The organism is Streptomyces sp. GMY02, from assembly GCF_019056675.1.
Classification (GTDB): domain Bacteria; phylum Actinomycetota; class Actinomycetes; order Streptomycetales; family Streptomycetaceae; genus Streptomyces; species Streptomyces odonnellii.
Genome location: NZ_CP077658.1, coordinates 5,101,232 through 5,127,210 on the forward strand (window position 1 = coordinate 5,101,232; position 25,979 = coordinate 5,127,210).

At 70.0% G+C, this 25,979-nt stretch carries 21 protein-coding genes; 15 read left to right on the forward strand and 6 right to left on the reverse strand.

Annotated elements, in window-relative coordinates; genetic code table 11:
• Positions 1-25: 25 nt before the first annotated feature.
• On the reverse strand, positions 26-2,293 hold the full coding sequence (locus tag KQY30_RS21635; protein ID WP_217311223.1) for a M4 family metallopeptidase: 2,268 nt from the start codon (positions 2,291-2,293) through the stop codon (positions 26-28).
• Positions 2,294-2,801: 508 nt separating this feature from the next.
• Here KQY30_RS21635 and KQY30_RS21640 point away from each other — a divergent pair.
• Entirely contained in the window at positions 2,802-2,999 is a 198-nt protein-coding gene (locus KQY30_RS21640) for a hypothetical protein (protein WP_217308262.1), read from the forward strand.
• Positions 2,980-3,516 carry a DUF6879 family protein gene (locus KQY30_RS21645; protein WP_254407266.1) on the forward strand — a complete coding sequence of 179 codons (537 nt, stop codon included), beginning with the start codon at positions 2,980-2,982 and terminating at the stop codon, positions 3,514-3,516. The genes KQY30_RS21640 and KQY30_RS21645 overlap by 20 nt, the downstream gene beginning before the upstream one ends.
• Before the next feature lie 79 nt (positions 3,517-3,595).
• Here the strand turns inward: KQY30_RS21645 and KQY30_RS21650 are convergent, their stop codons facing one another.
• Together KQY30_RS21650 and KQY30_RS21655 are read right to left on the reverse strand one after the other, a co-directional pair.
• The gene (locus KQY30_RS21650) at positions 3,596-4,114 is read right to left on the reverse strand and encodes an NUDIX domain-containing protein (RefSeq protein ID WP_217308263.1); all 519 of its coding nucleotides are present in this window, start codon (positions 4,112-4,114) and stop codon (positions 3,596-3,598) included.
• Position 4,115: 1 nt separating this feature from the next.
• The gene (locus tag KQY30_RS21655; RefSeq protein WP_217308264.1) at positions 4,116-5,471 is read right to left on the reverse strand and encodes a tetratricopeptide repeat protein; all 1,356 of its coding nucleotides are present in this window, start codon (positions 5,469-5,471) and stop codon (positions 4,116-4,118) included.
• A gap of 304 nt (positions 5,472-5,775) precedes the next feature.
• Between KQY30_RS21655 and KQY30_RS21660 the strand changes: the two genes are divergently transcribed.
• Together KQY30_RS21660 and KQY30_RS21665 are read left to right on the forward strand one after the other, a co-directional pair.
• On the forward strand, positions 5,776-6,195 hold the full coding sequence (locus KQY30_RS21660; protein WP_217308265.1) for an ATP-binding protein: 420 nt from the start codon (positions 5,776-5,778) through the stop codon (positions 6,193-6,195).
• A 27-nt stretch (positions 6,196-6,222) separates the two neighbouring features.
• Positions 6,223-6,564, forward strand: coding sequence for a hypothetical protein (locus tag KQY30_RS21665; RefSeq protein WP_217308266.1), 342 nt, complete (start codon positions 6,223-6,225; stop codon positions 6,562-6,564).
• A gap of 75 nt (positions 6,565-6,639) precedes the next feature.
• Here the strand turns inward: KQY30_RS21665 and KQY30_RS21670 are convergent, their stop codons facing one another.
• The 3 genes from KQY30_RS21670 to KQY30_RS21680 all read right to left on the reverse strand — a co-directional run bounded on the left by KQY30_RS21670 (position 6,640) and on the right by KQY30_RS21680 (position 12,296).
• A complete protein-coding gene (locus KQY30_RS21670) occupies positions 6,640-8,277 on the reverse strand; it encodes a penicillin-binding transpeptidase domain-containing protein (protein WP_217308267.1) in 1,638 nt (545 codons plus the stop codon).
• 227 nt (positions 8,278-8,504) lie between these two features.
• Positions 8,505-10,487, reverse strand: a complete 1,983-nt coding sequence (locus tag KQY30_RS21675) for a pentapeptide repeat-containing protein (protein WP_217308268.1) — start codon at positions 10,485-10,487, stop codon at positions 8,505-8,507.
• Positions 10,488-10,574: 87 nt separating this feature from the next.
• Positions 10,575-12,296 carry a dolichyl-phosphate-mannose--protein mannosyltransferase gene (locus KQY30_RS21680; RefSeq protein ID WP_217308269.1) on the reverse strand — a complete coding sequence of 574 codons (1,722 nt, stop codon included), beginning with the start codon at positions 12,294-12,296 and terminating at the stop codon, positions 10,575-10,577.
• 70 nt (positions 12,297-12,366) lie between these two features.
• Between KQY30_RS21680 and rsmI the strand changes: the two genes are divergently transcribed.
• The 11 genes from rsmI (at position 12,367) to KQY30_RS21735 (ending at position 25,858) form a co-directional block, all read left to right on the forward strand.
• On the forward strand, positions 12,367-13,242 hold the full coding sequence (gene rsmI / locus KQY30_RS21685; RefSeq protein WP_217311225.1) for a 16S rRNA (cytidine(1402)-2'-O)-methyltransferase: 876 nt from the start codon (positions 12,367-12,369) through the stop codon (positions 13,240-13,242).
• 236 nt (positions 13,243-13,478) lie between these two features.
• Positions 13,479-13,940 (forward strand): hypothetical protein, encoded by a 462-nt coding sequence (locus KQY30_RS21690; protein WP_217308270.1) that lies wholly within the window; start codon positions 13,479-13,481, stop codon positions 13,938-13,940.
• A gap of 89 nt (positions 13,941-14,029) precedes the next feature.
• Complete coding sequence (locus KQY30_RS21695; protein ID WP_217308271.1) at positions 14,030-14,899, forward strand: TatD family hydrolase; 870 nt, start codon at positions 14,030-14,032, stop codon at positions 14,897-14,899.
• Positions 14,900-15,118: 219 nt separating this feature from the next.
• Entirely contained in the window at positions 15,119-16,060 is a 942-nt protein-coding gene (locus KQY30_RS21700) for a transglycosylase family protein (RefSeq protein WP_254407267.1), read from the forward strand.
• Positions 16,061-16,155: 95 nt separating this feature from the next.
• Positions 16,156-17,037 (forward strand): 16S rRNA (adenine(1518)-N(6)/adenine(1519)-N(6))-dimethyltransferase RsmA, encoded by an 882-nt coding sequence (gene rsmA, locus KQY30_RS21705; RefSeq protein WP_217311227.1) that lies wholly within the window; start codon positions 16,156-16,158, stop codon positions 17,035-17,037.
• Positions 17,034-18,062, forward strand: a complete 1,029-nt coding sequence (locus tag KQY30_RS21710) for a 4-(cytidine 5'-diphospho)-2-C-methyl-D-erythritol kinase (protein ID WP_217308272.1) — start codon at positions 17,034-17,036, stop codon at positions 18,060-18,062. The genes rsmA and KQY30_RS21710 overlap by 4 nt, the downstream gene beginning before the upstream one ends.
• 64 nt (positions 18,063-18,126) lie before the next feature.
• A complete protein-coding gene (locus KQY30_RS21715; RefSeq protein ID WP_217308273.1) occupies positions 18,127-18,927 on the forward strand; it encodes a MerR family transcriptional regulator in 801 nt (266 codons plus the stop codon).
• Positions 18,924-19,826 (forward strand): hypothetical protein, encoded by a 903-nt coding sequence (locus tag KQY30_RS21720; RefSeq protein WP_254407268.1) that lies wholly within the window; start codon positions 18,924-18,926, stop codon positions 19,824-19,826. Before KQY30_RS21715 ends, KQY30_RS21720 begins: the two co-directional genes overlap by 4 nt.
• Before the next feature lie 63 nt (positions 19,827-19,889).
• The gene (locus tag KQY30_RS21725; protein ID WP_217308274.1) at positions 19,890-21,734 is read left to right on the forward strand and encodes an ABC-F family ATP-binding cassette domain-containing protein; all 1,845 of its coding nucleotides are present in this window, start codon (positions 19,890-19,892) and stop codon (positions 21,732-21,734) included.
• Positions 21,735-21,990: 256 nt separating this feature from the next.
• A complete protein-coding gene (locus KQY30_RS21730; protein ID WP_217308275.1) occupies positions 21,991-23,928 on the forward strand; it encodes a PQQ-binding-like beta-propeller repeat protein in 1,938 nt (645 codons plus the stop codon).
• Position 23,929: 1 nt separating this feature from the next.
• Positions 23,930-25,858, forward strand: a complete 1,929-nt coding sequence (locus tag KQY30_RS21735; protein ID WP_217311229.1) for a PQQ-binding-like beta-propeller repeat protein — start codon at positions 23,930-23,932, stop codon at positions 25,856-25,858.
• Positions 25,859-25,979: the final 121 nt, after the last annotated feature.

Below are 25,979 nucleotides of genomic sequence, written 5' to 3' on the forward strand. Positions count from 1 at the left end.
GGTCAGGTCGCCGGCTGCCGGGCGGTCAGAAGGTCATGCTCCAGCGGTCCAGGTAGCCCGGCGGAACGGTGAAGATACCCGGGGTGTCGTCCTCGACCCGCAGGGTCCAGGTGCCGTTGGCGGGGACGGCCGAGGCGTCGACGGTGTAGGTCGCGTCCAGCTCGGGACCCGGGCCGTAGACGAAGTCCTTGACCCGGATCACCGTGCCGTTCTCGCTGATCAGGTCGATCACCTGGCCGCCCGCGAAGGCGTGGAAGAGATGGACCGAGACCTTGAGGTCGCCGGAGGCGTTGCCCTCGCGGCCGGTGACCGTGATCGGGGAGGTCGCGACGCCCCAGTTGGGGATGTCGTACCGCGCGGGGTTGACGAAGAAGTCGCCGCCGGACGCCAGGACGGTCCAGGTGAAGGGGACCTTCAGAGTCTCCGCCGCGGAGTTCCTGATCGCGATGACGGGCGTGAACTCGCCGGCCGTCGTCGGGGTGCCGGAGATCAGGCCCGTACCCGGGGCGATCGACAGGCCGCTGGGGAGACCGGTCGCGGAGTACGTCAGACTGCCCGGCCGGGAGGTCGTCGCCTCGATCTGCCGGGTGGTCGGCTGGCCGACCGCCGCGTCCCGGGTGGAGGGCGCCACGACCGCGATGTGGTTGACGTAACGGGGACCGACATTGACGGCGGCCCAGGCGTTGCCGACGGCCTCGTACGCCTCGCTGGACCGGCCGAACAGATCCGCCGCGGCCTGGAGGGTGGCGGTGCGGGCGCCCGCGTAGTCGGTGTCGCTGGTCATGTACAGGGTCAGGGCGCGGTACCAGACGTTGGTGGCGTTGTGCAGACCGAGACCGGCGACGGGCTTGTTGTCGTAGGTCGGGCTGTCGTAGCCGACGCCGTTGACGGTCTTCTTCCCGCTGCCCTCGGCGAGCAGATAGAAGAAGTGGTTGCCGACGCCGGAGCTGAAGTGCGGGTCCAGCGAGTCGGTTTCGGGGGTCCAGTAGTCCTGGGACGTGCCCTTGGCCGAGGCGTCCCGGGACGGGTGGTCCATATAGCGCAGGGGCCCGCCCGTACCGCGGACGTCGTCCAGTTCGCCGACCTGGTAGTCGGGTACGTCGGTGGCGCTGTCGGCGTAGAACTCCACGGCGGCGGCCATGATGTCGCTGGTCGCCTCGTTCAGGCCGCCGGACTCGCCCTCGTAGTCGAGGTCGGCGGTGGCGTAGGTGACGCCGTGGGTCATCTCGTGGGCGGCGATGTCGAGGGAGGTCAGCGGGCGGGCGTTGTTGAGGCCGTCCCCGTACGTCATGCAGAAGCAGCCGTCGTCCCAGAAGGCGTTGGCGTATCCGTTGCCGTAGTGCACGCGGGAGTACGCGCCGACGCCGTCGCCGGCTATGCCGTTGCGGCCGAACCGGTCGTGGTAGAAGTCCCACGTCTTCTGTGCGCCGTAGGCGGCGTCGACGGCCGCGGTCTGGCGGTCGGCGGCGGTGCCGTCGCCCCAGATGTCGTCGGCGTCGGTGAGCAGGGTGCCGTACCCGCCCTGGGTCAGGTCGTAGGTCTTGTGGCCGCCGCGCTGGGTGTCGGTCAGCTCGTACACATCGCCGTCGCGGACCGAGCCGAGCTGCACCTTGCCGCTGTACTGGCTGTTGCCCGTACCGGCGTGGATCTGCTCACGGCTCTGGAGCCGGGCGCCGGTCGTGGCGTCGGTCACGACGCGCAGCTCGCTGGGGGTGCCGTCCGGCTGGACACCGGTGACGACGGACTCCCAGGCGAGGGCGGGCTTGTCGTCGGTCATGTGGACGACGAGTTCGGGGGAGCCTTCGGGGGCGGCCTCGCCGGTCTGCTCCGCCTGCGCGGCGGCGAGGGCGGACTTCTTCGCGGCGGTGGAGGTGAGGGCGGCCTTGGTGGTGGGGAGCGTGACCTTGGCGTCGGAGGCTTTGGTGACGGTGGGGGCGTTGCCCGGGCGGTCATGGACGACCAAGTCGCCGCCGAGGACGGGGAGTCCGGCGTACGTACGCTCGTAGCGGGTGTGCAGAGTGCCGTCGGCGTCCTGGACGACGTCCTTCGGTATGAGCTTCTCCTGGTCCCCCAGCTTGAGTGAACGGGCAGTCGCGGCGGCCGAGTCGGCGGCGGCCTTGAGCAACTGGGCGCGCCGGGCGGGAGACAGCGCGACGACGGCGGCGCCGGGTCTTGGCTCGGCCGTGATCCGCGGCGGTGCCTGATCGGCGTTGCTGGTCGCTGTTCCCGGGGCTCCCGGGGCTGCTGCCGTGGCTCCCGAGGCGGGGAGCGCGGAGACGAGGAGCGCGGCCATGGCGAGCGCCGAGGTCACCGCTGTTACTGCCGTGCGCCGACGTGCGGGGGCGCCGTGCGACAACGTTGTCCGGGTACGGAAGATATTCGTCACTCCTGCTGCTTCCTTCGGTCCGGCCCTGTGGCGGGGGCTGGTGGGGAGGGGGCGATGCGACGTCCGTGCGGTGTGCAGATAGTTTCAGCGGGAGATCCGAAAGTCATCACAGCGGAGACCGTTGTCCGAAAGCCGGTCAGCAGCCCGCGCACTGATCCTTTGTCATATGCCAGGACCCACAAGGCCCCTTTACCCCCCGGCAACACAGCGCTTACCAGTCACTTTGGCTTGTTCCAACGCAACGCGTCCGCTCATGTGACGCGTTCGGCGCCCCTGGCCCGCGGCCGGGACACCGCGCCCGCCCGCACCGGCTCGCCGCCGGAATTATGCGAGTACGTGACTGGACACCTGACCGTGCTTGCCGGGCGGGTAGTTCCTTCGTAGCTTGCTGGCCACAGAGGATTGGAGGGGCCACATGGAACTGGTCTTGATTGCTGGCGGCGATGACAAGTGCGGCAATGGGGACTGTCCGACCGTGTACGCCACGGAGCGGCCTGACATGCTTGCCGTACAGGGCTATGACGTGGCTCATCGGACGCCCGAAGGCGAGTCGGTTGTGCTGATCCCGGAAGAGACCTTGAAGGAGGCCGCCCGTGCCCGTGGATGGCTCTAGCCCCGTGCTGTTGGACGGGGACGAATGGCAGTCGTACTTCAGGGACTTCAAACGTTCGGCATTCCGGCTTGAGGCGCATCAGATCTACACCATGCCCGGTGAGACCGAGACGGTCCGGGCGTTTCTCGCCGGAGACCAAAAGCCAGGTGACTTCAACTCCGACTGGCACAAGCTGATAAGCGACCATGCCGCTGCCGGCCGCACCATGACGCGCGCCAAACTGGTCCGCAGGCCGCTCACGGACTACAGCCGCTACTTGTTCGAATGGTGCATCCCGGGGAACGTCGCGGCCGGCGAGAACTACCAGATCGTTGATCTTACGGACAAGGAAAACCCGGGGCTTCCCGAGCAGGACTTCTGGATGTTCGACGAAACGACCATCGTGCATCTGAACTATCGTCCTGACGGGACACAGGTGAACCGCGAGCTGATCCAGGACCCCGACCTGGGAAAGTATCTCGCCTGGCGGGACCTGGCTCTGGAGAACGCGGTCCCCTTCAGTGGCTATCGAACCTGAGCGCCAGGCATCGGAACGCAGGAGTCTGGCGGAGGCTCTTCGGGGCCTTCGCCGTGCTTTCGGTCGGCGCGACAGCTCGTCAACGCCAGCCGTCGAGTGAGACCTCCGACCCGCCGGTGAGGTAACGCCGGAGCGCACCGGCGGTGGTGTCCACGAACTCCTCCGGGATGGCATCGGCGTCGACCCAGCGGACTTGGGCGTGCTTGTGCGGTTCGCGATTCTTGAGTTCACCGGCCCATTCGTGTGCGGCGAAGACGACGGTGAGGAAGCCATTGGGGGCTTCGACGCCCCAGGCACTGTGGATGATGTGAGCGACCTTCAGGGCCTCCGGCTTCACGGTCAGGCCCGTCTCTTCGCACAACTCGCGCACGGCCGTCTCGGTGATGGGCTCGCCGGGCTCGCTCTTACCTACGGGGAGATCCCACATGCCGCGGGCGAACTTGGCGTACTCGCCGCGCTGGAGAAGAACGACGCGGTTGGTGGCCTTGTCATGGACGATGACCGCGGCAACCAGGAGAGTCATGGATCCGATGGCGGGCTTGAGGGCTGGTGAGCGGTCATCGGTCTGCTGAGCCACAGCGTTCCCTTCGTCGGGCATATTAGGCGAGGGCCTCTCGGGCACGGCGGGCGAGATCAGCGGCGCCGGGGACACGGCGGCGCTGATAGACCGCAAGGGTGGAACGGATCGAGGAGACGGCCTTGTGGGTACGGTGGGAGGTCATGCCCTTCATGAGAGTCAGTGCCTGGGACCAGGCGGCGACGGCCTCATCGGCGCGGGCCTGGGCGGCGAGGCCGTCTCCGAGGTCGGCGTAGGTGAGGGCGTGGACGCGCTTGTACCTCTCTCGGTCCCAGCAGGTCAGGGCGTCACGGTGTTGCTGTTCGGTGCCGACGTGGTCGGCGAGGTCGGTCAAAGTGCGGGCAGTGTGGCTGGCCACGGTGCCCGCGGCCGGGCCGCTGACCCGCGAGTAGCTGGGCTGAGGGCCGTCGTCTCGGAGCAGGGAGTCTTCGGCCGCGAGGAGGGCTCGGGCTGCGGAGGGTTTCTCTCCGACTGCGGCGTAGGCACGGGCGTGGGTGATGTGGAGCAGAGCTTCTGTCCGGCCATCGACGTGACCGAGACCCCGGGTGAGAGCGCCCTCGACGAGGCCGACGCAGTGGTGGGGCTGCTTGAGGCTCAGGGCCTGGTGGGCCAGGGCTCGCATCATCCAGGCGGCATGGCCGTGCGGGTCGGCTTCGCAGGCAAGCTGGTAGCCGACCTGGTAGTAGCGTTGGGCAGCGCCTTCCTGGCCAAGGTCATGGTGTTTCCAGCCTGCCAGGTAGGCAAGTTCGGCCACCGCGCCGAAGGCGGCTCGCCGTAAGGCTTCGTTCGGGAAGCGCCCCCGGAGCATGGGCGCTGCGGTGTCGGCGAGGTAGGCGGTGACGGTGGTCAGCCCGTGGCCGCCGCCGAGAAGTTCGTCGGCTGCGCTGAAGGCGGCGCTGATCTGGCGTACGACGTCCACGTCCTCCGTGCCGACCACGGATTTGCCGGTGCGGGCGCGGAGCATCCGGGCGGTGGCCCCATGGTCGTAGGCGAGCGGCATGGTGACGCCGGCGGTGGTGAAGGCGGCGACCGCGAGAAAGCGGCTGCGTTCTACGTCGGCGCGGCCCAGATCGGTAGCGGCGAGGACAGGGTCGGGCTCGTCCGGCCCTTCGGCGTGGGGTGCACACAGGCCGATCTCGGTCTGCGTGACCGTACGGCCTGCTCGACGCGACAGCGCCTCGGCGAGGTACTGTCCGGTCCGGCCGCTGGGTCGACGCGTGCCATTCACCCAGTGGGAGACGGCCGACTTGTTGGTGCGGGCGATCTCGCCGTTCTCGGCGGCGACGCGCCGGACGTCCTTGGCCAGGGTCTCGTACGTACAGCCGATCGCGTCGACGGTCTCACGCAGGCGGGAGTTGGGTTCTCTCTGCGCTGCCATGATCTTCTCCACCTCGGGGCTGTAAACCGCGTATACCGCTTCAATTGTCTCTCACCGTACCCACTGTGCGTAATGACCTGTTCACTGAAATGGAGCCGCCCGGAACGGTCCGACCTGATCCAGGCTTCCCCGGTTGGTCCGGTCGGCCTCCTCAAGTTCCGCAATGCTTAGTAAGGAGCGTCGACGTGGTGCGTCACCGGTCAATTGCAGATTGTTCGCTCCCGGCCGAGGCGGTCTTACGGCCCTGTGCACAGGCTGAGTTCGACGGCCGGTCGTGTGGCGCCAGCAGGGCGGGGGTGGCCTGATGGAGCAGCGGCAAGGCAGCCGTGCCGTGGTGCTGCGATGGAGTCGGCATCCCAGTTGTGTGGGGCTCGCGCGGGTGGAGTTGCGCAAGGCGCTGGTGAGTTGGGGGCTGACCTCACTGGAGGACTCGGCGGCGCTCGTACTCGCCGAGTTGCTGACCAACGCCGGGCGGCACGCCCATGTATCTCTGGGGCAGGCGATCGAGACTTGTTACGTGCCCATGACCTGTGGGCTGCGTATTGAGGTGCACGATCCGTCGGCCGTACAACCGGAGCTGCGATCGGCCGACGTTGACGCGTGCGGCGGGCGCGGGCTCGTTCTGGTGGCCGCCCTCGCTGATGCGTGGGGTGTGGGTGAGCGCGACGGCGGCCGTCCGGGCAAGGTGGTCTGGGCGGAACTGTTCGCCGGGGGTGCTCGCTGATCGCACGCGCAAGGTGCGCTGTGGCTGGTGGGCCAGAACGCGGGTGACCGCAAAACATGGGGTACGGCGCTGACCAGCGCCCACCCGCCGGTCTGCCTGCCCTGCGCGGTTACATCCGTACAGGCGTGCCCCCACCTGCGCAAGCGATATACCGCCCTGCGTGTCGGGCTGGTCACGGTGGCCGGGGTTCAGGGCGAGTTGTACCGGCCCGGCAGCCTCTTTCCGCGGCCGTACGACGCCGGAGGGGTCGCGTTCGACGACTGGCGTGTGCGGTGGACTCTGGCCGCGCAACTCCTTGTGGAGTTACGGCATTTCACCATTGTGGACCTGGAAGAGGAGTGCTCCGCTTACGCGGGACAAGCGGGGTAGGCCGTGCTCGCCCGGAGGCGATCGGCTCCGGGGCGGCGGCCCGTACCGTATCCGCCGCCCCCGGCCGGAGCCCGGTCAGCCCGCTCGTAGTACCGCTGCCACCACCGGGCCCGCCGCGTCGCCTCCGTGGCCGCCGGACTGGACCACTGCTGCCGCGGCCACGTCGTTCTGGAAGCCGGTGAACCAACTGTTCGAGGTGGCCTGGCCGTCGACCTCCGCCGAGCCGGTCTTCGCGCCCTTGTCGCCGCCCAGGCCCGACATCGCGTTCGCGGCCGTACCGCTCGTCGCCGTCAGCCGCATCATGTCGCGGAGCTGCCGGCCGACGGAGTCCGGGAGCGGGCGCGAGGCTGTCGCCAGGGTGCGGTCGTCCAGTGAACGGGACACGATGATCGGCTGCTTGAAGCTGCCGTTCTTGGCGGTGGCGGTGATGGACGCCATGTTGAGGACGTTCATCTGGACCGTGCCCTGCCCGATGTACTGCGCCGCCGCCTCGCCGCCCGTCGCCGCCGGCACGCTTCCGTCGAAGGACGCGACGCCCGTCTTCCAGTTGTCGAGGCCGATGCCGAAGACTTCCTCGGCCTCGCTCTTGAGCGCCGAGTCGTCCTGGGTGTCGTCGATCAGCTTGATGAAGGCGGTGTTGCAGGAGCGGGCGAAGCTCTGCGCGAAGGTGCCGTTCTCGATGGAGAACCCGTCCAGGTTCTGGAACGTACGGCCCTCGTACATCACAGTCTTCGGGCACTCCGCCGGCCGGTCGGGCGCGGCCAGGTCCTTCTCCAGCAGCATCGCCGCCGTCACGATCTTCATCGTGGAACCGGGCGCCTGCTTGCCGAGCATCGCCGCGTTGAAGCCGTCCTTGCGGTTGTTGGCGACCGCCAGGATCTCGCCCGTACTGGGCTTGACCGCCGCGACCGACGCCTCGCTGAACTTCCGTACGGCCTCCTCCGCGGCCGCCTGTACGTCCGCGTCCAGCGTGGTGTGCAGCGTGCCCGCCTTGCCCTTGGCGAGGGTGAGCAGGGTCTGCCCCGGCACGCTGTCGCCGTCGCTCCGCAGCGACAGCTCGATGCCCGGCGAACCGCCCGCGTCCGCGCCGTACCGCTCCCGGAGCTGGTCCAGGACGGAGCCGAGCGACGGGTACTTCTCCTTCGTCAGCTCGGTGCCGTTGCGGTCCACCGCCTTGATCGGCGGGACCGCCGCCTCGGAGGTCACGAGGTTGGTGGTCGCGGTCAGTTGGGGGTGGATCACGGACGGAGCCCAGTCGACCAGCGGGCGCCCGGTGGTCAGTCCGCGCACCACCGTCAGCTCCGAGCTGTACGACCAGGGCTTGCTCTTCCCGTCGAACGCCACCGTCGCCCTGACGGTGAACGGCACCTTCGCCCCGACCGCCCGGCCCGGCGTGATCACCGCGTCGGTGACACGGGCCTCGTCGCGGTAGGCCTCGATGACGGGCGCGGCGGCGGTGGGGTCATTGGTGAGCTGCGCGACCTCCGCCGCCTCGCCCCCGTCGGCCCACCCGGCGAGAAACGCCTTGGCCGCCTTGTCGATCTCCTCGGCGCTCAGCGGCCCGGTCTTGACCTCCTGGGTCGCGGAGGTCGTGGTGCTGCCGGAGTCCCCGCCGGTGATTCCGTTGTAGACGTTGTACGCCCCGTACCCCACGCCGCCGGCGACCACGGCGAACACCCCGCCGACTATGGCGACCTTCGCTCCACTGCGCATGGTGCAGTCCCCCTCCCCAGGAGCCCCCGGAACATCCGAACCGCGGAACATCTGAACATGTTCAACGCGGTACCGGACGGCACTCTACGGGACGGACGAGGCAAGAGCGGAAGGCGTTATCGGACTGCGACGCTGAGTTTCCTTCGCGGCCTCGGCGGCGGTCGCCTGCGGGCTGTCAGCGGCTCGGGCCTCACAGGACACGTACCGCAAGACCCGCCGGACACCCCCTAGGGCAGAATCGCCCCGTCCCAGACGGCCCTCCGCCGGTCGGTGCCGTCGAGCGACGCGCCCGTGAGGTCCGCGTCCGTGAAGTTCGTACCGGTGAGCTTCGCGGCGGGGAGTTTCTGCTCACTGTCTTTGCCGAGATCAGCCTCCATGAGGTAGGCGCCCGTCAGATCGGCATTGGTCAGGTCCGCGCCGGAGAGTTCCGCGTACCTGAGGTCGATGACCGCCACGTCCTCCCGCTCGGCGAGGCTCGCGCCGACGAGGTCGGCGTCTGTGAGATCGGCGTTCTCGAAGTCCGCTCCGTCCCACTGGACATCCCTGAGATGTGTTCCGATGAAATCGCAGTCTTCGAAATCCCCGTCGCTCAGAACGGCTCCTGACATCTGGGCTTCGTCGAACCAGACGTCCTCGAACTCCCCGCCTTGCAGAAACGCGTGAGTCAGGTCGACTCCACTCAGATCCGCGTTCACGAAGTTCACATAGCTCAGATCGGCCCCGACGAGAAAGGTGTCGCGAAGGTTGATGATCGGGTCCGATTCTGTGTTCACTTCGCGTCCCCCCAGGACGGTCAGTGCTGCCTGCACATCATCGGCAGGTCTCGTTTTTGCGTTCTTCCGAAGTTGCTCGGCCTTCTTCTTTTCGGGCATCTTGGCATGCTCGCGAATATAGGAACTCAGCACTTCCATGAGTGCCGGCTGTTCTTTCGGGGATTCCCGCATGATCCGCTGAATTGCGTAGATGGTGCTGATTCTGACGTTGATGGACTCGTCGCCCAGTTGTGCCACGGTCTCGTTGTAGGTGGAGCCGACCTGACCCCGCTCGGTAAGTTTCAGCATGTCGTTGGCCTGGCTGATCGTCACCGTGGTGAAGGCCAGCGCGAGCAGTGCCGGAACCGTGGGCAACGCCGTCGCTATGGCCGTATACCGTTGCCAGCGGCCGGAGTCGGCGACCGGCGGGGGCGGTGCGGACCCCGGGGCGGGAGCTGGTCCCGGGCCGGGCGTGCCGGTGAGCATCGATTGGTCCAGCAACGCCAGCCACCGCGAGTCGGCGAGCCGGTCCTGAATGACTGCGAGCAGCTCTATGAGCGTGGGCAGGGCCGCGGTGCCGTCTCTCAGGACCTGGCCCATCGCGTTGTGAAGTGCTCCGGCCGCCTGCGCGGCGTGCTCTTCCAGATCGGCGCGGCGATCCGGATCGGCCGGCGGGCCCTGCCGGGCAAAGTCCCGCAATGCCGCACGCAACTCGGCGATACACATGTCGAGAATCGACGCTTCCGGAGCCAAGGGGCGCAAAGCGTCACGGCAGGCGACCAGGGCGCGCAGGCAGCCAAGGATGGGAGGTTCGTCCTTTTCCCAGGAATTGAATCGCCGGGTGGCTGCCCAACGGAGCGTCAACGCGCCGAGAAGCCATGCTACGGCAATTCCGAAGGCCAATCCCGATTCGGTGCCGCTCCACCACGGGGCCGGCCAGGATTCGCATCCCCGCAGAACGGTCCACGAGGGACATTCGCTGTCGCCCTCTACGTACCATCCGTCCGAACCCAGCGTGTCATAAAGTATGTCGTCCAGGTCCAACAATTCCGAGGCAGGGCCGTCGTCGGCAACGAGAAGCCATAGGGCCAGAGCCGCGCCGCAGAGGAACAGCAGGAACGGGATGACCTGGGCCCATACCCGACGGCCCGCCTGTAACACGCGTTCTGAGCGATCCAGTTCGACAAGGCGGTTCACGAACCGGGCCGTGGGGCGCGTGCCGTTCAGTCCTTGGTGCCGCCGCAGGGCCATGGAAACGCGAAGCAGGCGCCCGACCGTCTCGGTACGTGGGCGTATGAGCCGGCGCGGAACCAGAACGACATGGCGTCCCGTGCGTCGGTGCGGGTCACTGAAGGCGGCGGCCTTCACCACCACTCGCCATATCAGCACCAGTGCCGCGGACATGACTGTCGCGCCCACCAGAGCGCGTGCCCAGTCGCCCCAGGAAGTGAAGTCCACCGTTCCCGCTCCCCCTGCGGTCCCCATCCCCTGAGCGGACCGCCCCCGTGGAGTATGCCTCCCCGCTCGCGGCCGCGGATCCGGATCTCACACCCAGGTGTCGAACCACATCCGGGAGCGCCACGCGTCGATCGGGATCGGGGAGCCCGTGTACAGCGGCCAGAAATAGATGAAGTTCCAGATGATCAGCAGGACCAGCACGCCCGCGCCCACCGCGCCGATCGTTCTGCGGCGTTCGTCCGAGCCCGGGGGGCCGACCAGCGCGCCGACCATCATCGCGACCGCCAGGCAGAGGTACGGGACGAAGACGACCGCGTAGAAGAGGAAGATCGTCCGCTCCTGGTAGAAGAACCAGGGGACCCAGCCCGCGGCGACACCGCAGGCGATGGCGCCCGCGCGCCAGTCGCGGCGGAAGAACCAGCGCCACAGGACGTAACAGAGCGCCAGCCCCGCCGCCCACCAGAGCAGCGGCGTCCCGATCGCCAGCACTTCGCGGGCGCAATTGCCGGCCGTGCCCGCCGGGCAGCCGTCGGCGCCGGCCTTCGGGTCCTCGTAGAAGTACGAGACCGGGCGGCCCAGGACGATCCAGCTCCAGGGGTTCGACTGGTACGTGTGGCCCGAGGTCAGATTGACATGGAACTGGTAGACCTCGTTCTCGTAGTGCCACAGGCTGCGCAGCCAGTCCGGCAGCCAGGTGAAGTGGCCGCCCTTGCCCTGGGTCGTCGCCCAGTTTCTGAAGTACCCCTTGTCGGTGACGATCCAGCCGGTCCAGGAGGCGATGTACGTTGCGATCGCGACCGGCACCGTCGAGAAGAAGGCCGGCACGATGTCCCGGCGGAGCACTGTCAGATACGGCCGTACCGCACCCGCCGTGCGGCGCGCGCCCACGTCCCACAGGACGGCCATGACCGCGAAGGCGGCCAGGATGTAGAGCCCGTTCCACTTCGTCGCGAAGGCCAGGCCCAGCATCAGTCCGGCCGCGATCCGCCAGGGCCGCCAGCCGAGCCGCAGCCGTTCGGCGATCTCGGTGTCCGGGCGCAGCAGGCCCTCGTCGTCGACCGGGAGCGCCGAGGCCAGCCGCCGCCGCGCCCAGTCGCGGTCGATCACCAGACACCCGAAGGCGGCCAGCACGAAGAACATCAGCACCAGGTCGAGCAGCGCGGTCCGGCTCATCACGAAGTGCAGCCCGTCGACCGCCAGCAGCGCGCCCGCCAGACACCCCAGGAAGGTGGAACGGAACAGCCGCCGCCCGATCCGGCACAGCATCAGCACCGAGAGCGTCCCGAGCACCGCCACCATGAAGCGCCAGCCGAACGGTGTGAACCCGAAGAGCTGCTCACCGAGCCCGATGATCCACTTGCCCACCGGCGGATGGACGACATAGCCGGGGTCGGTCGGCAGCGGCACCGACGACGGGTCGGCCAGGATCTTCTTGTCGATGTCCTTGGGCCAGCTCCCCTCGTACCCCTGGTTGACGAGCGCCCAGGCGTCCTTGGCGTAGTACGTCTCGTCGAATATCACCGCCTTGGGGCTGCCCAGATGCCAGAACCGCAGCACTCCCGCCACGGCCGCCACCAGCAGCGGCCCGCCCCACGCGGCCCAGCGGAGCAGCCGCTCGGCCGTCGCGGGCGGCACCGCGAGCACGGCCCAGAGCCGGTCGGAGGGCCGGGTGTACGGGGGTACCAGCCGCTCGCGCAGCCCGGTCACCGGCCGGGGCACATGGCCGAATCGGCGCAGCCGCTGAGGCCATGAGGGCGGCGTTTCGCCGGCGTCGTGCCCCTGGAGGGCTTCTGGCGCAGTACTGGTCACCGCGCCATCGTAGGGAACGCCGCTGTGCGAGGGGTGCTCCATGCCCTGCGAGGATGGCGGGATGGCGGATGTGAATGGAACGCTGGTACTCGCGGGGACGCCGATCGGTGAGGTCACGGACGCGCCGCCCCGGCTCGCGGCCGAGCTGGAGACCGCGGATGTGATCGCCGCCGAGGACACCCGGCGGCTGCGCCGGCTCACCCAGGCGCTGGGCGTGCAGCCGCGTGGCCGGATCGTGTCGTACTTCGAGGGCAACGAGTCCGCGCGGACGCCCGAGCTGGTCGAGGCGCTGGCCGGCGGGGCGCGGGTGCTGCTGGTGACGGACGCGGGCATGCCGTCCGTCTCCGATCCCGGGTACCGGCTGGTGGCGGCGGCCGTCGAGCGCGGGATCAGGGTCACCGCCGTACCGGGACCGTCCGCCGTCCTGACCGCGCTGGCGCTCTCCGGGCTGCGGGTGGACCGTTTCTGCTTCGAGGGCTTCCTGCCGCGCAAGGCGGGTGAGCGGCTCGGCAGGCTCCGGGAGACCGCGGACGAGCGGCGCACGCTCGTCTACTTCGAGGCGCCGCACCGGCTCGACGACACCCTCGCCGCGATGGCCGAGGTCTTCGGTCCGGAGCGCAGGGCCGCGGTCTGCCGCGAACTGACCAAGACGTACGAGGAGGTCAGGCGCGGCGGTCTGGGCGAACTGGCGGCCTGGGCGGCCGAGGGGGTACGGGGCGAGATCACCGTCGTCGTGGCGGGCGCGCCGGAACCGGGGCCCGGGGACGTCGACGCGGAGGAACTGGTGCGGCGGGTGCGGGTGCGGGAGGAGGCGGGGGAGCGGCGCAAGGAGGCGATCGCGGCCGTCGCGGCCGCGGCCGGGGTGCCGAAGCGCGAGGTGTTCGACGCGGTGGTGGCGGCGAAGAACGCCGGGGCACCTGGTGACGCGCGCCGGGGCATCTCGTGACGCGCACCGAGGGATCTCGTAACGCATGCCGAGGGGCGCGCGCGGTCTGTTGTAAACAGCGCTCACGCCCCGGCGCACGCCCCCTTCGAAGGCAAAGGACTATCGTGAAATGTAAAGCACGGACCGTGAGTCGAGCGTTTTGGGCATGAGAAGGCCAAGACCAATCCATTAATCGACAGGGGCTGATGCGCTCCCGCCGTCAAAGGCGTCCACTGGGTCAGTGGAGAGGAGCCGGCATGAGTGACATCACGGGCACCGCCGTAGCCCACGAGGCATATGCCTTTTGTTGTATGCGCTGTGGACACGGCTGGGAGCAGGCGTACGACATAGAGCATCACGTCGATGGCTCGGGACAGAATTACGTCGTCTACAAGACGGACGGGGCACGGGTTCCCTCGCCGCTGTCCAGCCCGAATTGCGTCAACTGCGGCGGGCATGTCGTCCGCATCATGCGTTCCGGACAGGTCTCGTCCGTACGGGCGCTGATGGCGGGACAGCTTCCCGGACAGGCGACCGCACGGTCCGGGCGCTCCGGCGAGGCGATACCCGGGGGATCCGCGGAGCAGATATCCGCCGGATCCACGCGGGCCGCCTCCGCGCCGGACGGTACGGCGCCGGGGCACGACCACGGGCACCACTGGAACTGGGGCCACTGGCACCTTTCGGACCTGCTGCACCCGTTCCACCACCGCAAGTGAGCCACCCGAGCCGGTGAGCGGCCTGAGCCGCCTGCTCCGGCGCTGAACCGGTACGGGCCCGCGGGTGCGGCCCTCGTAGGATCGCGCCCATGAGTTCGAAGCATGCTCCGCCACCGTTGCCCGAACCCCTCCGGGTGCCGGTCGCGGATTCGCACACCCACCTGGACATGCAGGACGGCACCGTCGAGGAGGGCCTGGGCAGGGCCGCCTCGGTCGGGGTGACGACCGTGGTCCAGGTGGGGTGCGACCTCAAGGGTTCCCGCTGGGCCGCCGAGACGGCCGCGGCATACGAGAACGTCCACGCGGCGGTCGCCCTGCACCCCAATGAGGCGCCCCGGATCGTGCACGGCGACCCCGACGGATGGTCGCGGCAGGGAGCGCGTGAGGGCGGCGGGGAAGCGGCGCTCGACGATGCCCTGGCCGAGATCGACCGGCTGGCCGCACTGCCGCAGGTACGCGCCGTCGGCGAGACCGGGCTCGACTATTTCCGGACAGGGCCCGAGGGCATGGCCGCCCAGGAGCGCTCCTTCCGCGCCCATGTGGAGATCGCCAAACGCCATGGAAAGGCGCTGGTCATCCATGACCGGGAAGCGCATGCCGATGTGCTGCGCATCCTCGCGGAGGAAGGGGCGCCTGAGCGTACGGTGTTCCATTGTTATTCCGGTGACGCGGAAATGGCCGAAGTGTGTGCTGCGGCCGGTTACTTCATGTCCTTTGCAGGCAATGTCACTTTCAAAAACGCTCAACCGTTGCGTGACGCGCTCACCATAGCGCCGCTGGAGCTTGTCCTGATCGAGACGGACGCGCCGTTTCTTACCCCTGCGCCCTACCGTGGACGGCCCAATGCGCCCTATCTGATCCCGGTCACGCTGCGGGCGATGGCCGATGTGCGGGGGATCGGCGAGGACGCCATGGCGGAAGCGATTTCGGCCAATACGGCGCGGGCGTTCGGTTACTGATTCGCCTGCGGATCCGGCCGCGGAACGGGCTGCGGAACAGGCGGCGGACGCCGGCCTTTTGCGGGACACCGCGGGAGGTGGTAGGCGGAGTGGTGTCGCGACGCCCTGTAGTCGCGTCGCTTTGGAGAGTAACCGTCACTCCGCTAATGTCCGGGCCCTCCGCGCCTCGATGGCGGGACCCGCCCTCGGGGCGGAGCGGACCGGACCTTGTGGAGCGTCGTGAGCAATGCGCAGGGCAGTCACCGTGCGGCACGCGGCGGGCGCCGCGGCGCCCGGGGAGGCCGAGACACCCAGGAACCCCAGCAGTCCCAGGCATCCCAGGGACACCGGCGGCTGCTTCCCAAGGCTCTGCCCCGGGTTCTTCCCAAGGCCCTGGTCGTCGCCTTCCTGGCCGGCGGTACCTCCGCCTTCGCCGGCGACATGGCGGAGCTGTCGGCCGACGAGGAGGTGGCCGTCGGTACGCACGACATCGTCGCCCCCGCGCCCGGCGCCGCCCTTGTCACCGCGATGCGCGCGGAGGGCGCGCACCTCTCCGCCTCGCGTTCCTCCGTACGGCGCGACGGCCTCACCCGGGACGGCCGCACGCATCACAGCCTGGCCCGCGGCGGCCTGACGCCCGACGGTCTCACCGGCGACGGCCTGACCCGCGACGGCCTTCACCGTGACCCGGCGAGCGATCGGGTGAGCGAGGAGGCCATCCCGTACGACACCGTCCGCACGGAGGACCCCTCGGTCTTCCGGGGGACCGAGATCGTCGACCAGCAGGGCAGTCCGGGGGCCCGCCGGGTCGTCTACGGGCTGCGCACGGTCGACGGCGTCAAGAAGGAGCCGCACCGGGTCCACGAAGAGGTGGTGCGCGCGCCCGTCACCCAGCGGGTCAGGGTCGGTACGAAGGAGCTTCCGCGCACCGCGGCCGGGGTGGACGATCTGAACTGGAAGGCGCTGGCGGAGTGCGAGTCGGGCGGCAGGCCCAATGTCGTCGACCGGTCGGGCACCTATGGCGGGCTCTACCAGTTCGACCTGCCGACCTGGCGTTCCGTCGGCGGCAAGGGCCGCCCGCAGGACGCCACGGAGACGGAGCAGACGTACCGTGCGAAGAAGCTGTACATGCAGCGGGGGGCGAGTCCGTGGCCGCACTGCGGCCGTAGGCTGACCGGGTGAGCACCACTGAGCCCGACGCCCCGGACGCACCGGACACCCCAGCGGTCCCCGGCACCACCCAGGCCGTTCCCGACGCCGACACCGATGCCGATGCCGTGGACACCGCGGACGCCTCCGGCGCATCCGACGCCCTGCTGGGACCTGCGGACATTCGCGAGCTGGCCGCCGCCCTGGGCGTACGCCCCACCAAGCAGCGCGGACAGAACTTCGTCATCGACGCCAACACCGTCCGCCGTATCGTCCGCACCGCGGACGTGCGCCCCGACGACACCGTCGTGGAGGTCGGCCCCGGGCTCGGCTCGCTGACCCTGGCGCTGCTGGAGGCCGCGGACCGGGTCACCGCCGTCGAGATCGACGATGTCCTGGCCGCCGCGCTGCCCGCGACGATCGAGGCCAGGATGCCCGCCCGCGCCGCGCGCTTCTCGCTGGTGCACTCGGACGCGCTGCGGGTGACGGAGCTGCCGGGCCCCGCGCCGACCGCGCTGGTCGCGAACCTCCCGTACAACGTCGCCGTACCGGTCCTGCTGCACATGCTGGAGCGCTTCCCCACCATCGAGCGGACCCTCGTGATGGTTCAGGCCGAGGTCGCCGACCGGCTGGCCGCGGTGCCGGGGAACAAGGTGTACGGGGTGCCGTCGGTGAAGGCGAACTGGTACGCCGAGGTCAGACGGGCCGGCGCGATCGGCCGTACGGTTTTCTGGCCCGCGCCCAATGTGGACTCCGGCCTGGTCTCACTGGTACGCAGGGCCGAGCCGGTGAAGACGACGGCCTCCAGGACCGAGGTCTTCGCGGTCGTCGACGCGGCCTTCGCGCAGCGCCGCAAGACCCTGCGCGCGGCCCTCGCCGGGTGGGCCGGCTCGGCCCCGGCGGCGGAGGCGGCGCTGGTCGCGGCCGGGATATCGCCGCAGGCGCGCGGCGAGGCACTGACAGTGGAAGAGTTCGCGCGGATCGCGGAATCGAAGGGGGCGGGCGCGTGAGCGTCGAGGAACGGACACAGGCACCGGCACCGGGACGGACACCGGCGCAGGCACCGGCATGGACATCGGCACCGGTACGGGCAGGCGCTGAGGCACCGGTACCGGCAGGGGCTCGGGCGTCGGTACGGGTACGGGTGCCCGCCAAGGTCAACGCGCAGCTCGCCGTGGGCGTCGCCCGGGCCGACGGCTTCCACGACCTGGCGAATGTCTTCCTGGCCGTGGGCCTGTACGACGAGATCACGGTGACGCCCGCCGACGAGCTGCGTATCACCTGCGAGGGCCCCGACGCGGCCCAGGTCCCGCTGGACACCGGCAACCTCGCGGCGCGGGCGGCCCTCGCGCTGGGCGAGCGGCACGGCATCGATCCGCGTGTGCATATCCATATCGCCAAGGACATCCCCGTCGCGGGCGGGATGGCGGGCGGCAGCGCGGACGGCGCGGGCGCCCTGCTGGCCTGCGACACACTCTGGTCGCTGGGCTCCTCGCGGGACGAACTCCTCGCGATCTGCGCCGAGCTGGGCAGCGATGTGCCGTTCAGCCTGATCGGCGGCGCGGCGCTCGGCACGGGCCGGGGCGAGCGGCTCACCCCGCTCGCGGTCGGCGGTGAGTTCCACTGGGTGTTCGCGGTGGCGGACGGCGGGCTGTCGACGCCGACGGTGTTCCGTGAGTTCGACCGGCTCACCGCGCACACGTCCGTACCGGAACCGGAGGCCGACCCCGTCCTGCTGGAGGCCCTGCGTACGGGCGATGCCGTCGCGCTGGCGGGCGCCCTGGCCAACGACCTCCAGCCCGCGGCTCTCGCTCTGCGCCCCTCCCTGGCCGACACCCTGACCGCGGGCACGGAGGCCGGAGCCCTGGCTGGCCTGGTCTCCGGCTCGGGCCCGACGACGGCGTTCCTCGCGAAGGACGCGGAGGCGGCGACCCGTATCGCGGACACCCTGCTCACCTCGGGCACCTGCCGTACGGCCAGGGTCGCCAAGGCCCCGGCCGCGGGCGCGACGGTGGTGGACCACACGGCTTCCTGACCGGGGCCCGGGCGGTCGACCGGACGCTTGACCTTGTCGCAGCGGCAACGTTTCTACTGGTGCCATGCGAATCGGAGAGCTGGCCGGCGTCGCCGGTGTCACGACCCGTGCCGTGCGCCACTACCACCGCATCGGGCTGCTGCCCGAGCCGTCACGGCAGTCCAACGGGTACCGCGACTACTCGCTGCGCGACGCGGTCGAGCTGGCGCGGATCCGTCGGCTGACCGAGCTGGGCCTGAGCCTGGACGAGGTGCGGGCCGTGCTGGCGGACGACGCGGGCAAGGATCTCGTCGAGATCCTCGGCGAGCTGGATGCCGACCTGGCCCGTCAGGAGGAGGCCATCCGGCGGCGCCGTGCCCGTCTGGGGCAGTTGCTCGAACAGGCCGGGCGGACCGGACGGCTGCCGGCCGAGGCCCCGGTCTCCCCGGAACTCGCCGCGATCTTCGAGGACATGGCCCGTCTTTCGGAACAGTTGCCGGGGCCGGAGCCGGTGTCGGCGGCGAAGGAGCGGGAGCTGCTGGCCCTGCTGGAGACCGGCTCGCCGGACGGCGGCCGCGGCTGGCTCGACATCCTGATGCGGAGCCTCCGGGCCGACCCGCAGGCCATGCGGCGCGCCTACGAGGTCTATGCCCGGCTGGACGAGCTGGCGGAGGCCGGCGAGGACGACCCGCGCGTGGAGGAGACCGCCCGGGCCGTCGTCGGCAGCATTCCGGAGGAGGCGGTGCGGGTGATGGCCGTCCCGGACGACGACGGCGGCTCGGGCGAGGACGGCGGGTTCGCGGAGGTCTTCTACGCGGACTTCGCCCCCGCCCAGGCCGCGGCCGTACGCCGGGCCATCGAGCTGCTGAGGGGGCGTGCCGGGTGACGGACCTGAGAAAGGGAAAGGCGGACCCGGTGACGGACCTGGGAACAGCGCGCCCGCTGACGCGCCTGAGAAAGACCGTGCGCTGGTCCTTCGCCGCACTCGTACCCGGAGAACTCGTGCTCGTCCTGTGCGTGGCCGGCGGGGTGCGGATCGCCCCGGCCGTCCTGCTCGCCGTGGAGCTGGCCGTGCTCGCGCTCATGGCCGCGGCGGCCGTCCTGATCACCCTCGACCACCGCCGGCACCGCCGTGACGGTCTCGGCTCCCGCCCCGCGCTCCTGGCCGCCGTCGCCGACACCGTCCCGGCGCCCGTGCGCAGGCTGACCGTCCACGAGGCCCTTCTCACCACCAGCTTCCTGCGCTGGGTGACGCGCCGGGGCCCGCACGGGGTGCCCGACGGCGGTCTGCCCGTCCCGTACGCCCCGGGGCAGACGGCGATCATGTACGGCTTCTTCTTCGTCTGCGTCGTCGAGACCGTGGCCCTCGCCCTTGTGATCCCGTGGCCGGTGGTGCACGCCGTCACTCTCGTCGTCGACATCTGGGGCTGCTATTTCGTCGTCGCCCTGCACGCCTCCTGCGTGGTGCGCCCGCATGTGATCGGGGCCGACGGCTCGCTGCGGCTGCGCTACGGCGCCCTGCTGGACATCCGTATCCCGGCCGGCCGCATAGCCTCCGTCCGCCTGGAGCGGAAGTTCCCGGACGGCAAGCTTGCCGCCGTCGACGGGAACGGCGTCGCCGACATGGCGGTGGCCGGCCAGACGACGGTCACCGTCGAGCTCAGCGAGCCGGTGCGGTACGAACGAGCCCTGGGCAGGCCCGCCGAGGCCCGCGTCTTCCGCTTCTACGCCGACGACCCCGGGACCGCCGTCGCCGCGCTGAGGGCCCTCGCCGGTCCGGCCTGACCCCGGTCCCGGCGCGGCGACTACGCTGGAGCGTCGATCGATCCGCCCGTACGCAGGAGTGAAATGGCCGTCAATCTGGTCAATGTCGAGGCAGTCACCAAGGTGTACGGCACCCGTGCGCTGCTCGACGGTGTCTCCCTCGGGGTCTCCGAAGGGGACCGGATCGGGGTCGTGGGGCGCAACGGCGACGGGAAGACGACCCTCATCCGGGTGCTGAGCAAGCTGGAGGAGACCGACACCGGGCGGGTCACCCACAGTGGCGGGCTGCGGCTCGGGGTGCTCACGCAGCACGACTCGCTCGATCCCGCCGCCACCGTACGGCACGAGGTGATCGGCGATCTCGCGGACCACGAGTGGGCCGGTGACGCGAAGATCAGGGATGTGCTCACCGGGCTGTTCGGCGGGCTCGACCTGCCCGGTTTCCCGCAGGGGCTCGATACGGTCATCGCCCCGCTCTCCGGCGGTGAGCGGCGCCGGATCGCGCTCGCCAAGCTGCTCATCGGCGAGCCCGAGCTGATCGTGCTCGACGAGCCCACCAACCATCTCGACGTCGAGGGCATCGCCTGGCTCGCGGAGCATCTGCGCAACCGGCGCTCCGCACTCGTCTGCGTCACCCACGACCGGTGGTTCCTCGACCAGGTCTGTACGCGGATGTGGGACGTCCAGCGCGGCACGGTGCACGAGTACGAGGGCGGCTACTCCGACTATGTCTTCGCCCGCGCCGAGCGCGAGCGCATCGCGGCGACGGAGGAGGCCAAGCGGCAGAACCTGGTCCGCAAGGAGCTGGCCTGGCTGCGCCGCGGCGCCCCCGCCCGTACGTCCAAGCCGCGCTTCCGGGTCGAGGCGGCCAATGAGCTGATCGCGGACGTACCGCCGCCCCGGGACACCTCGGAGCTGATGAAGTTCGCCAACGCCCGGCTCGGCAAGACCGTCTTCGACCTGGAGGACGTGACGGTCCAGGCGGGTCCCAAGGTGCTGCTCGCCCGTCTCACCTGGCAGCTCGGGCCCGGCGACCGGATCGGGCTGGTCGGCGTGAACGGCGCGGGCAAGACCTCGCTGCTGCGCGCGCTCGCCGAGGCCGCCCGCAGTCAGGGCGATGTGCAGCCGGCCGCCGGGAAGATCGTGGTCGGCAGGACCGTCAAGCTGGCGTATCTCTCCCAGGAGGTCACCGAACTCGCGCCCACGCTGCGGGTGCTGGAGGCGGTCCAGCAGGTACGGGACCGGGTCGACCTGGGCAAGGGCCGGGAGATGACGGCGGGTCAGCTCTGCGAGCAGTTCGGTTTCGGCAAGGAGAAGCAGTGGACGCCGGTCGGGGATCTCTCCGGCGGTGAGCGGCGCAGGCTCCAGCTTCTGCGGCTGCTGATGGACGAGCCGAATGTGCTCTTCCTCGACGAGCCCACCAACGACCTCGACATCGAGACCCTCAACCAGTTGGAGGACCTGCTCGACGGCTGGCCCGGGTCGATGGTGGTCATCTCGCACGACCGGTTCTTCATCGAGCGGACCACCGACAAGGTGATGGCGCTGCTCGGCGACACGACGCTGCGGATGCTGCCGCGCGGGATCGACGAGTATCTGGAACGGCGGCGCAGGCTGGCCGAGTCGGAGTCGCAGCGGCCCGCCGCCGCGGCCCAGAAGCCCGCGGCGAGTGCCGCCGCGCCCGCCGCCGAGGAGCGCCCGGCCGCGCCGGTCTCGGCGAAGGACAGCCGCGCGGCGAAGAAGGAACTCCAGCGGATCGAGCGGCAGCTCGACAAGCTCTCCGGCCGTGAGACCACGCTCCATCAGCAGATCGCCGACAATCCCACGGACTTCGAGAAAGTGGCGAAACTGGACGCCGAGTTGCGTGAACTCCGTGACGAACGTGACGAGTTGGAAATGCGCTGGCTGGAGCTCGCGGAAGACGCGTAGAAAATGCGCGGAATCGGTGCGCGGGAGTGGTGCGGGAGCGCGTAACAGGCGCATCACGGGCCGGTTGTCCCTTGGGAACAGGGGAGGGACCGGCCCGGTCCGTTCGGCTGTCCGGGTGATAGAAAGAAGCCCCGCTCGACCGATGTGACGATGCGGAATCCACGCCCGGACCGCCCCGTCGACGGGGCCGGCCACCAGAATCGCGGGGGAGACCGACACGGGTGGCGGACCGTATGAAAAAAGGGGGAAAGCGCTGATGAGCCAGCCACCCGGCCAGCAGCCGCCGCAGGGAGGCTTCGGCGCTCCGGGGGATCCGCAGCAGGGAGTTCCGGCGCAGGGACCGCCCCAGCCGCCCGTACCGCCGTCGGCACAGCCGCCCGCGCAGCCGCCCCAGATGCCGCAGACACCGCCGTCCGCGCACACCCCGCCTTCCGCACCACCTTCTGCGCCTCCCGGTCCGCCGCCCGGCCAGCCCTCCGCGCCGCCTTTCGTGCCTCCCGGCCAGCCCGGTTACGGCTATCCGCAGGGCCCGGGCCCGTACAACCCCGGCCCCGGGGCCTACGGCCAGCAGCCCGGCCCGTATCAGCAGCCCCCCGGTCCGTACGGCCGGCAGCCGGGACCGTACGGTCAGCAGCCCGGCCCCTACGGAGGCCAGCCGGGGCCCTACGGGGGGCAGCCCGGCCCCTACGGTGGCTATCCGCCCCAGCAGTTCCCCGGCGCGCCCACCCCGCCGCCCGGCGGTGGCGGCCCGAAGAACTTCCTCAAGTCGACGCCCGGCATCATCACCGCGGCCGCCGTCGCGCTGGTGCTCATAGCCGGCGGCTCCTGGTTCGCGCTCAGCGGTGGCGACGACGGCGGCAAGCCGACGGCGGACGCGAGCGGCGACGCCAACCCGACCGGTTCGCCCGGCGTCGACCAGGGCGACGGCACCGGCGGGGGCCGCGAGGCGCAGGACGATCTCAACGCCGGGCGCAAGGACGGCGAGTCCAAGGTGCTCTGGCTCCAGACCAACGATGTGGACCTGCCGCGCAACGGCGCGGACGTGTACGGCCCGTGGTTCGTCGGCGACACCGTCGTCAAGGCCATGTACCGCCAGGTCGTGGGGTATTCGGCCGCCGACGGCAAGAAGAAGTGGGCGCTTCCGCTGCCCACCGAGGTGTGCGCGGCGCCCGTCGCCCCCACCGCCGACGGCAAGATCGTCATCGGGATCAAGGACGGCACCACCGACAAGGCCCTCTGCAACCAGCTCCAGATGATCGACCTCACCACCGGCAAGGGCGGCTGGAAGAAGGAGGTCGCCGAGTCCGGGGCCTTCGACATCCTCACCGACATCACGCTGGCCATCAGCGGCGACACCGTCACCGCCGCGCGCACCGGCAATTCGAACGCCTACCGCGTGAGTGACGGCAAGGACCTGTTCGGCAAGCTGCCGGGCAACTGCCAGCCGTACGCGTTCGCCGGCGGCGCCAAGCTGATCGCCGCGGAGAGCTGTCCGACGAGCGACTACGAGACCACCCAGAACCAGATCCAGGAGCTGGACCCGGTCACCGGCGCGGCCAAGTGGACGTACCAGCTCGCGAAGAACTGGGAGGTCGACAAGGTCTATTCGATCGACCCCCTGGTCGTCTCCGCGACGAACGACGACGAGAAGTCCTGGAGCATCTTCAACCTCAACGCGAACGGCACCCTGCGCTCGCAAATCGAAGGCGGCAAGGACAAGTTCGCGCCGCGGTGCGGAGGCAGCTTCGTGGTCTTCGGCAGCAATCTGGAGGGCTGCGTCGGAGTCGCCGCGGACGCCAGTACGTTCTACATGTCGACCGAGCCGGACACGGGCGGCACCGCGCGCACCAATGAGGTCGTCGCCTTCAGCCTGCTCACCGGAAAGGCCGTCTGGCGGTCCAAGGCGCCCGCGGAGCGGGTGATGACGCCGCTGCGCACGGAGGGCGGCAAGGTCGTGGTCTATCTGGACCCGACGTACGACAAGGGCGGCGCGGTCGCGACCATTCCGGCGACGGGTGGCGCGCCCACGATGGTCCAGCAGCACCCGGCGTCCACGGCCGAGATCGAGAACTCCTTGTACTCGCCGAAACTGTCCTATGTGGACGGCCGGTGCTACGTGACCAGCGGCCGGGTCAGCGCGAGCAACGACGAAGAGGAAATGAAGAAGTCGACCATGATGGCGTTCGGTGACTGAGATGACCCAGCCGCCCCAGCCTCCGCAGCAGCCGCCCCAGCAACCCCAGCCCCAGCAACCTCAGTCTCCGCAGCAGCCGCCTCAGCAGGCCGCGCAGCAGCCGCCCCATGAGCCGCCGCAGGGTGTGTTCGGGGCCCCGCAGGAGCCGCCGCCCGGTGGTTTCGGCGCTCCGCAGGACCCGCCGCCGGGCGGTTACGGGTACGGCGCGCCGACACCGCCCGCGCAGGGTGTCCCGTACGGATATCCGCAGACGCCCCCGCCTCCGCCGGGCGCGCCGGGCGCGCCCGGCGGTCCCGTCGCTCCGGGCGCTCCAGGTGTGCAGCCCGGGTACGGGTATCCCGCGCAGCCGGGTTACGGCTACCCGGGGCAGCCCGGTCAGCCCGGCCAGCCGCCGTACGGTTATCCGACCCAGCCCATGCCACCGCAGGGCGTCGGCGCCGGCCCGGGCGGCGGTCCCGGCGGCACCGGCAAGAAGCTGTCCGCCCAGACCCAGATCATCATCGCCGCGGCCGTCGCCGTGGTCCTGATCGTCGGCGGCGGCATCTGGTTCTCCTCCGCCGGCGACGACAAGGCCGACGAGTCCAAGGGCACCTCCTCCGGCGCCACCGAGGGCGGCACCGGCGGCAAGGACGGCGACAAGGGCATCGGTGGCGGCGGTACGGAGGAAGTGCCGTCCAACACCAGGTCCAAGGCCGCTTTCCAGCTCCCGACCCCCAAGGTCACCGATGTCACCGGGGTCAGCGGCTCCTGGATCACTGACACCGCCTATGTGAAGACGGGCATCAACCAGATCGTCGGCTACGACCTCGACAAGGGCACCCAGCTCTGGTCGGTCCCGCTGCCCGGACAGGTCTGCGCGGCGAGCCGGCATGTGACCGAGGACGGCAGGACCGCGGTCGCCTTCGAGGCCGCCAAGCGCACCGCCGCCGACAAGTACCAGTCCTGCACGGAGATCGGCGCGCTCGACCTGAAGTCCGGAAAGCTCCTGTGGACCAAGTCCGTCACGGGTTCCAACGCGGGTGACGAGAAGGTCCGGTTCGACGAGATCACCGTCAGCGGTACGACGGTCGCGGCCGGCGGCACGGACGGTGGCGCGGCCTTCGACCTCGCGACGGGCGACGTCCGCTGGAAGCCCGAGGTCAGCGCCGAGGGCTGCTACGACATGGGGTACGGCGGCGGCGCCGGTCTGGTAGCGGCCCGCAAGTGCGGTTCGTACGACGACCCGCAGATCTCCATCGAGACCCTCAACCCGCTCACGGGCGCCCCGGTCTCGTCGTTCAAGATGCCGGCCGGTGTCGCCTACGCGAGCGTCGTCTCCACCGATCCGCTGGTCGTGGCCGCCGATGTCGGCGACACCGCGGGCGACGGCAGCGGTATCTCGGACTTCTTCTCGATCGACCGGAAGACCGGCAAGCTGCTCGCGAAGATCCCGGCCGACGCCGACAAGTACGCGGCCCGGTGCGGGTCCACCGAGGTCGAGTCCTGCCAGAAGCTCGCGGTGGGCAACGGCCGGCTCTATCTGCCGACCGAGGGCCACGAGGGCGGCGGGGAGTACGGCGACACCAACGAGATCGTCTCCTTCGACCTCGCCACCGGCAAGAACACCTCGGACCGCGCCGACGCGGGCGACCGCTACACGATGTTCCCGCTGCGCATGGACGGCGGCAACATCATCGCGTACAAGGTGCCTCCGTACGACAAGGGCGGCCAGATCATCTCCATCGACGGCGCCTCCTTCAAGGAGACGGTGCTGATGGACAATCCGGCCGACGAGGCGATCAGGGACATGGAGACCAGCTTCTCCTCGGACTACGCCGAGATCCGCTACGCGGGCGGGCGGATGTTCATCTCCGAGACCATGCTGAGCAAGCCGTCGACGTCGTCCCTGGACGACAAGTCGTATCTCGCTGTCTCGTTCAGTACGAAGTAGCGCGCCGACGCGGTGAGTTGGGCCCCAGGGGGTGTCCTGCCGATCAGTCCGGATCGGCGGGACACCCCCGGCCCGTGGGCGGTACACGCCTCGGGCTCGGGGCCTGCCCTGTAGTGCCCCG

Coding starts and splice junctions, on each gene's coding strand:
- KQY30_RS21670 (WP_217308267.1), bottom strand. CDS start 8,277: ATGCGCAGTGGAGCGAAGGTCGCCATAGTCGGCGGGGTGTTCGCCGTG.
- KQY30_RS21695 (WP_217308271.1), top strand. CDS start 14,030: ATGAGTTCGAAGCATGCTCCGCCACCGTTGCCCGAACCCCTCCGGGTG.
- KQY30_RS21650 (WP_217308263.1), bottom strand. CDS start 4,114: ATGCCCGACGAAGGGAACGCTGTGGCTCAGCAGACCGATGACCGCTCA.
- KQY30_RS21730 (WP_217308275.1), top strand. CDS start 21,991: ATGAGCCAGCCACCCGGCCAGCAGCCGCCGCAGGGAGGCTTCGGCGCT.
- KQY30_RS21735 (WP_217311229.1), top strand. CDS start 23,930: ATGACCCAGCCGCCCCAGCCTCCGCAGCAGCCGCCCCAGCAACCCCAG.
- KQY30_RS21635 (WP_217311223.1), bottom strand. CDS start 2,293: ATGGCCGCGCTCCTCGTCTCCGCGCTCCCCGCCTCGGGAGCCACGGCA.
- KQY30_RS21690 (WP_217308270.1), top strand. CDS start 13,479: ATGAGTGACATCACGGGCACCGCCGTAGCCCACGAGGCATATGCCTTT.
- KQY30_RS21715 (WP_217308273.1), top strand. CDS start 18,127: ATGCGAATCGGAGAGCTGGCCGGCGTCGCCGGTGTCACGACCCGTGCC.
- KQY30_RS21660 (WP_217308265.1), top strand. CDS start 5,776: ATGGAGCAGCGGCAAGGCAGCCGTGCCGTGGTGCTGCGATGGAGTCGG.
- KQY30_RS21640 (WP_217308262.1), top strand. CDS start 2,802: ATGGAACTGGTCTTGATTGCTGGCGGCGATGACAAGTGCGGCAATGGG.
- KQY30_RS21655 (WP_217308264.1), bottom strand. CDS start 5,471: ATGGCAGCGCAGAGAGAACCCAACTCCCGCCTGCGTGAGACCGTCGAC.
- KQY30_RS21725 (WP_217308274.1), top strand. CDS start 19,890: ATGGCCGTCAATCTGGTCAATGTCGAGGCAGTCACCAAGGTGTACGGC.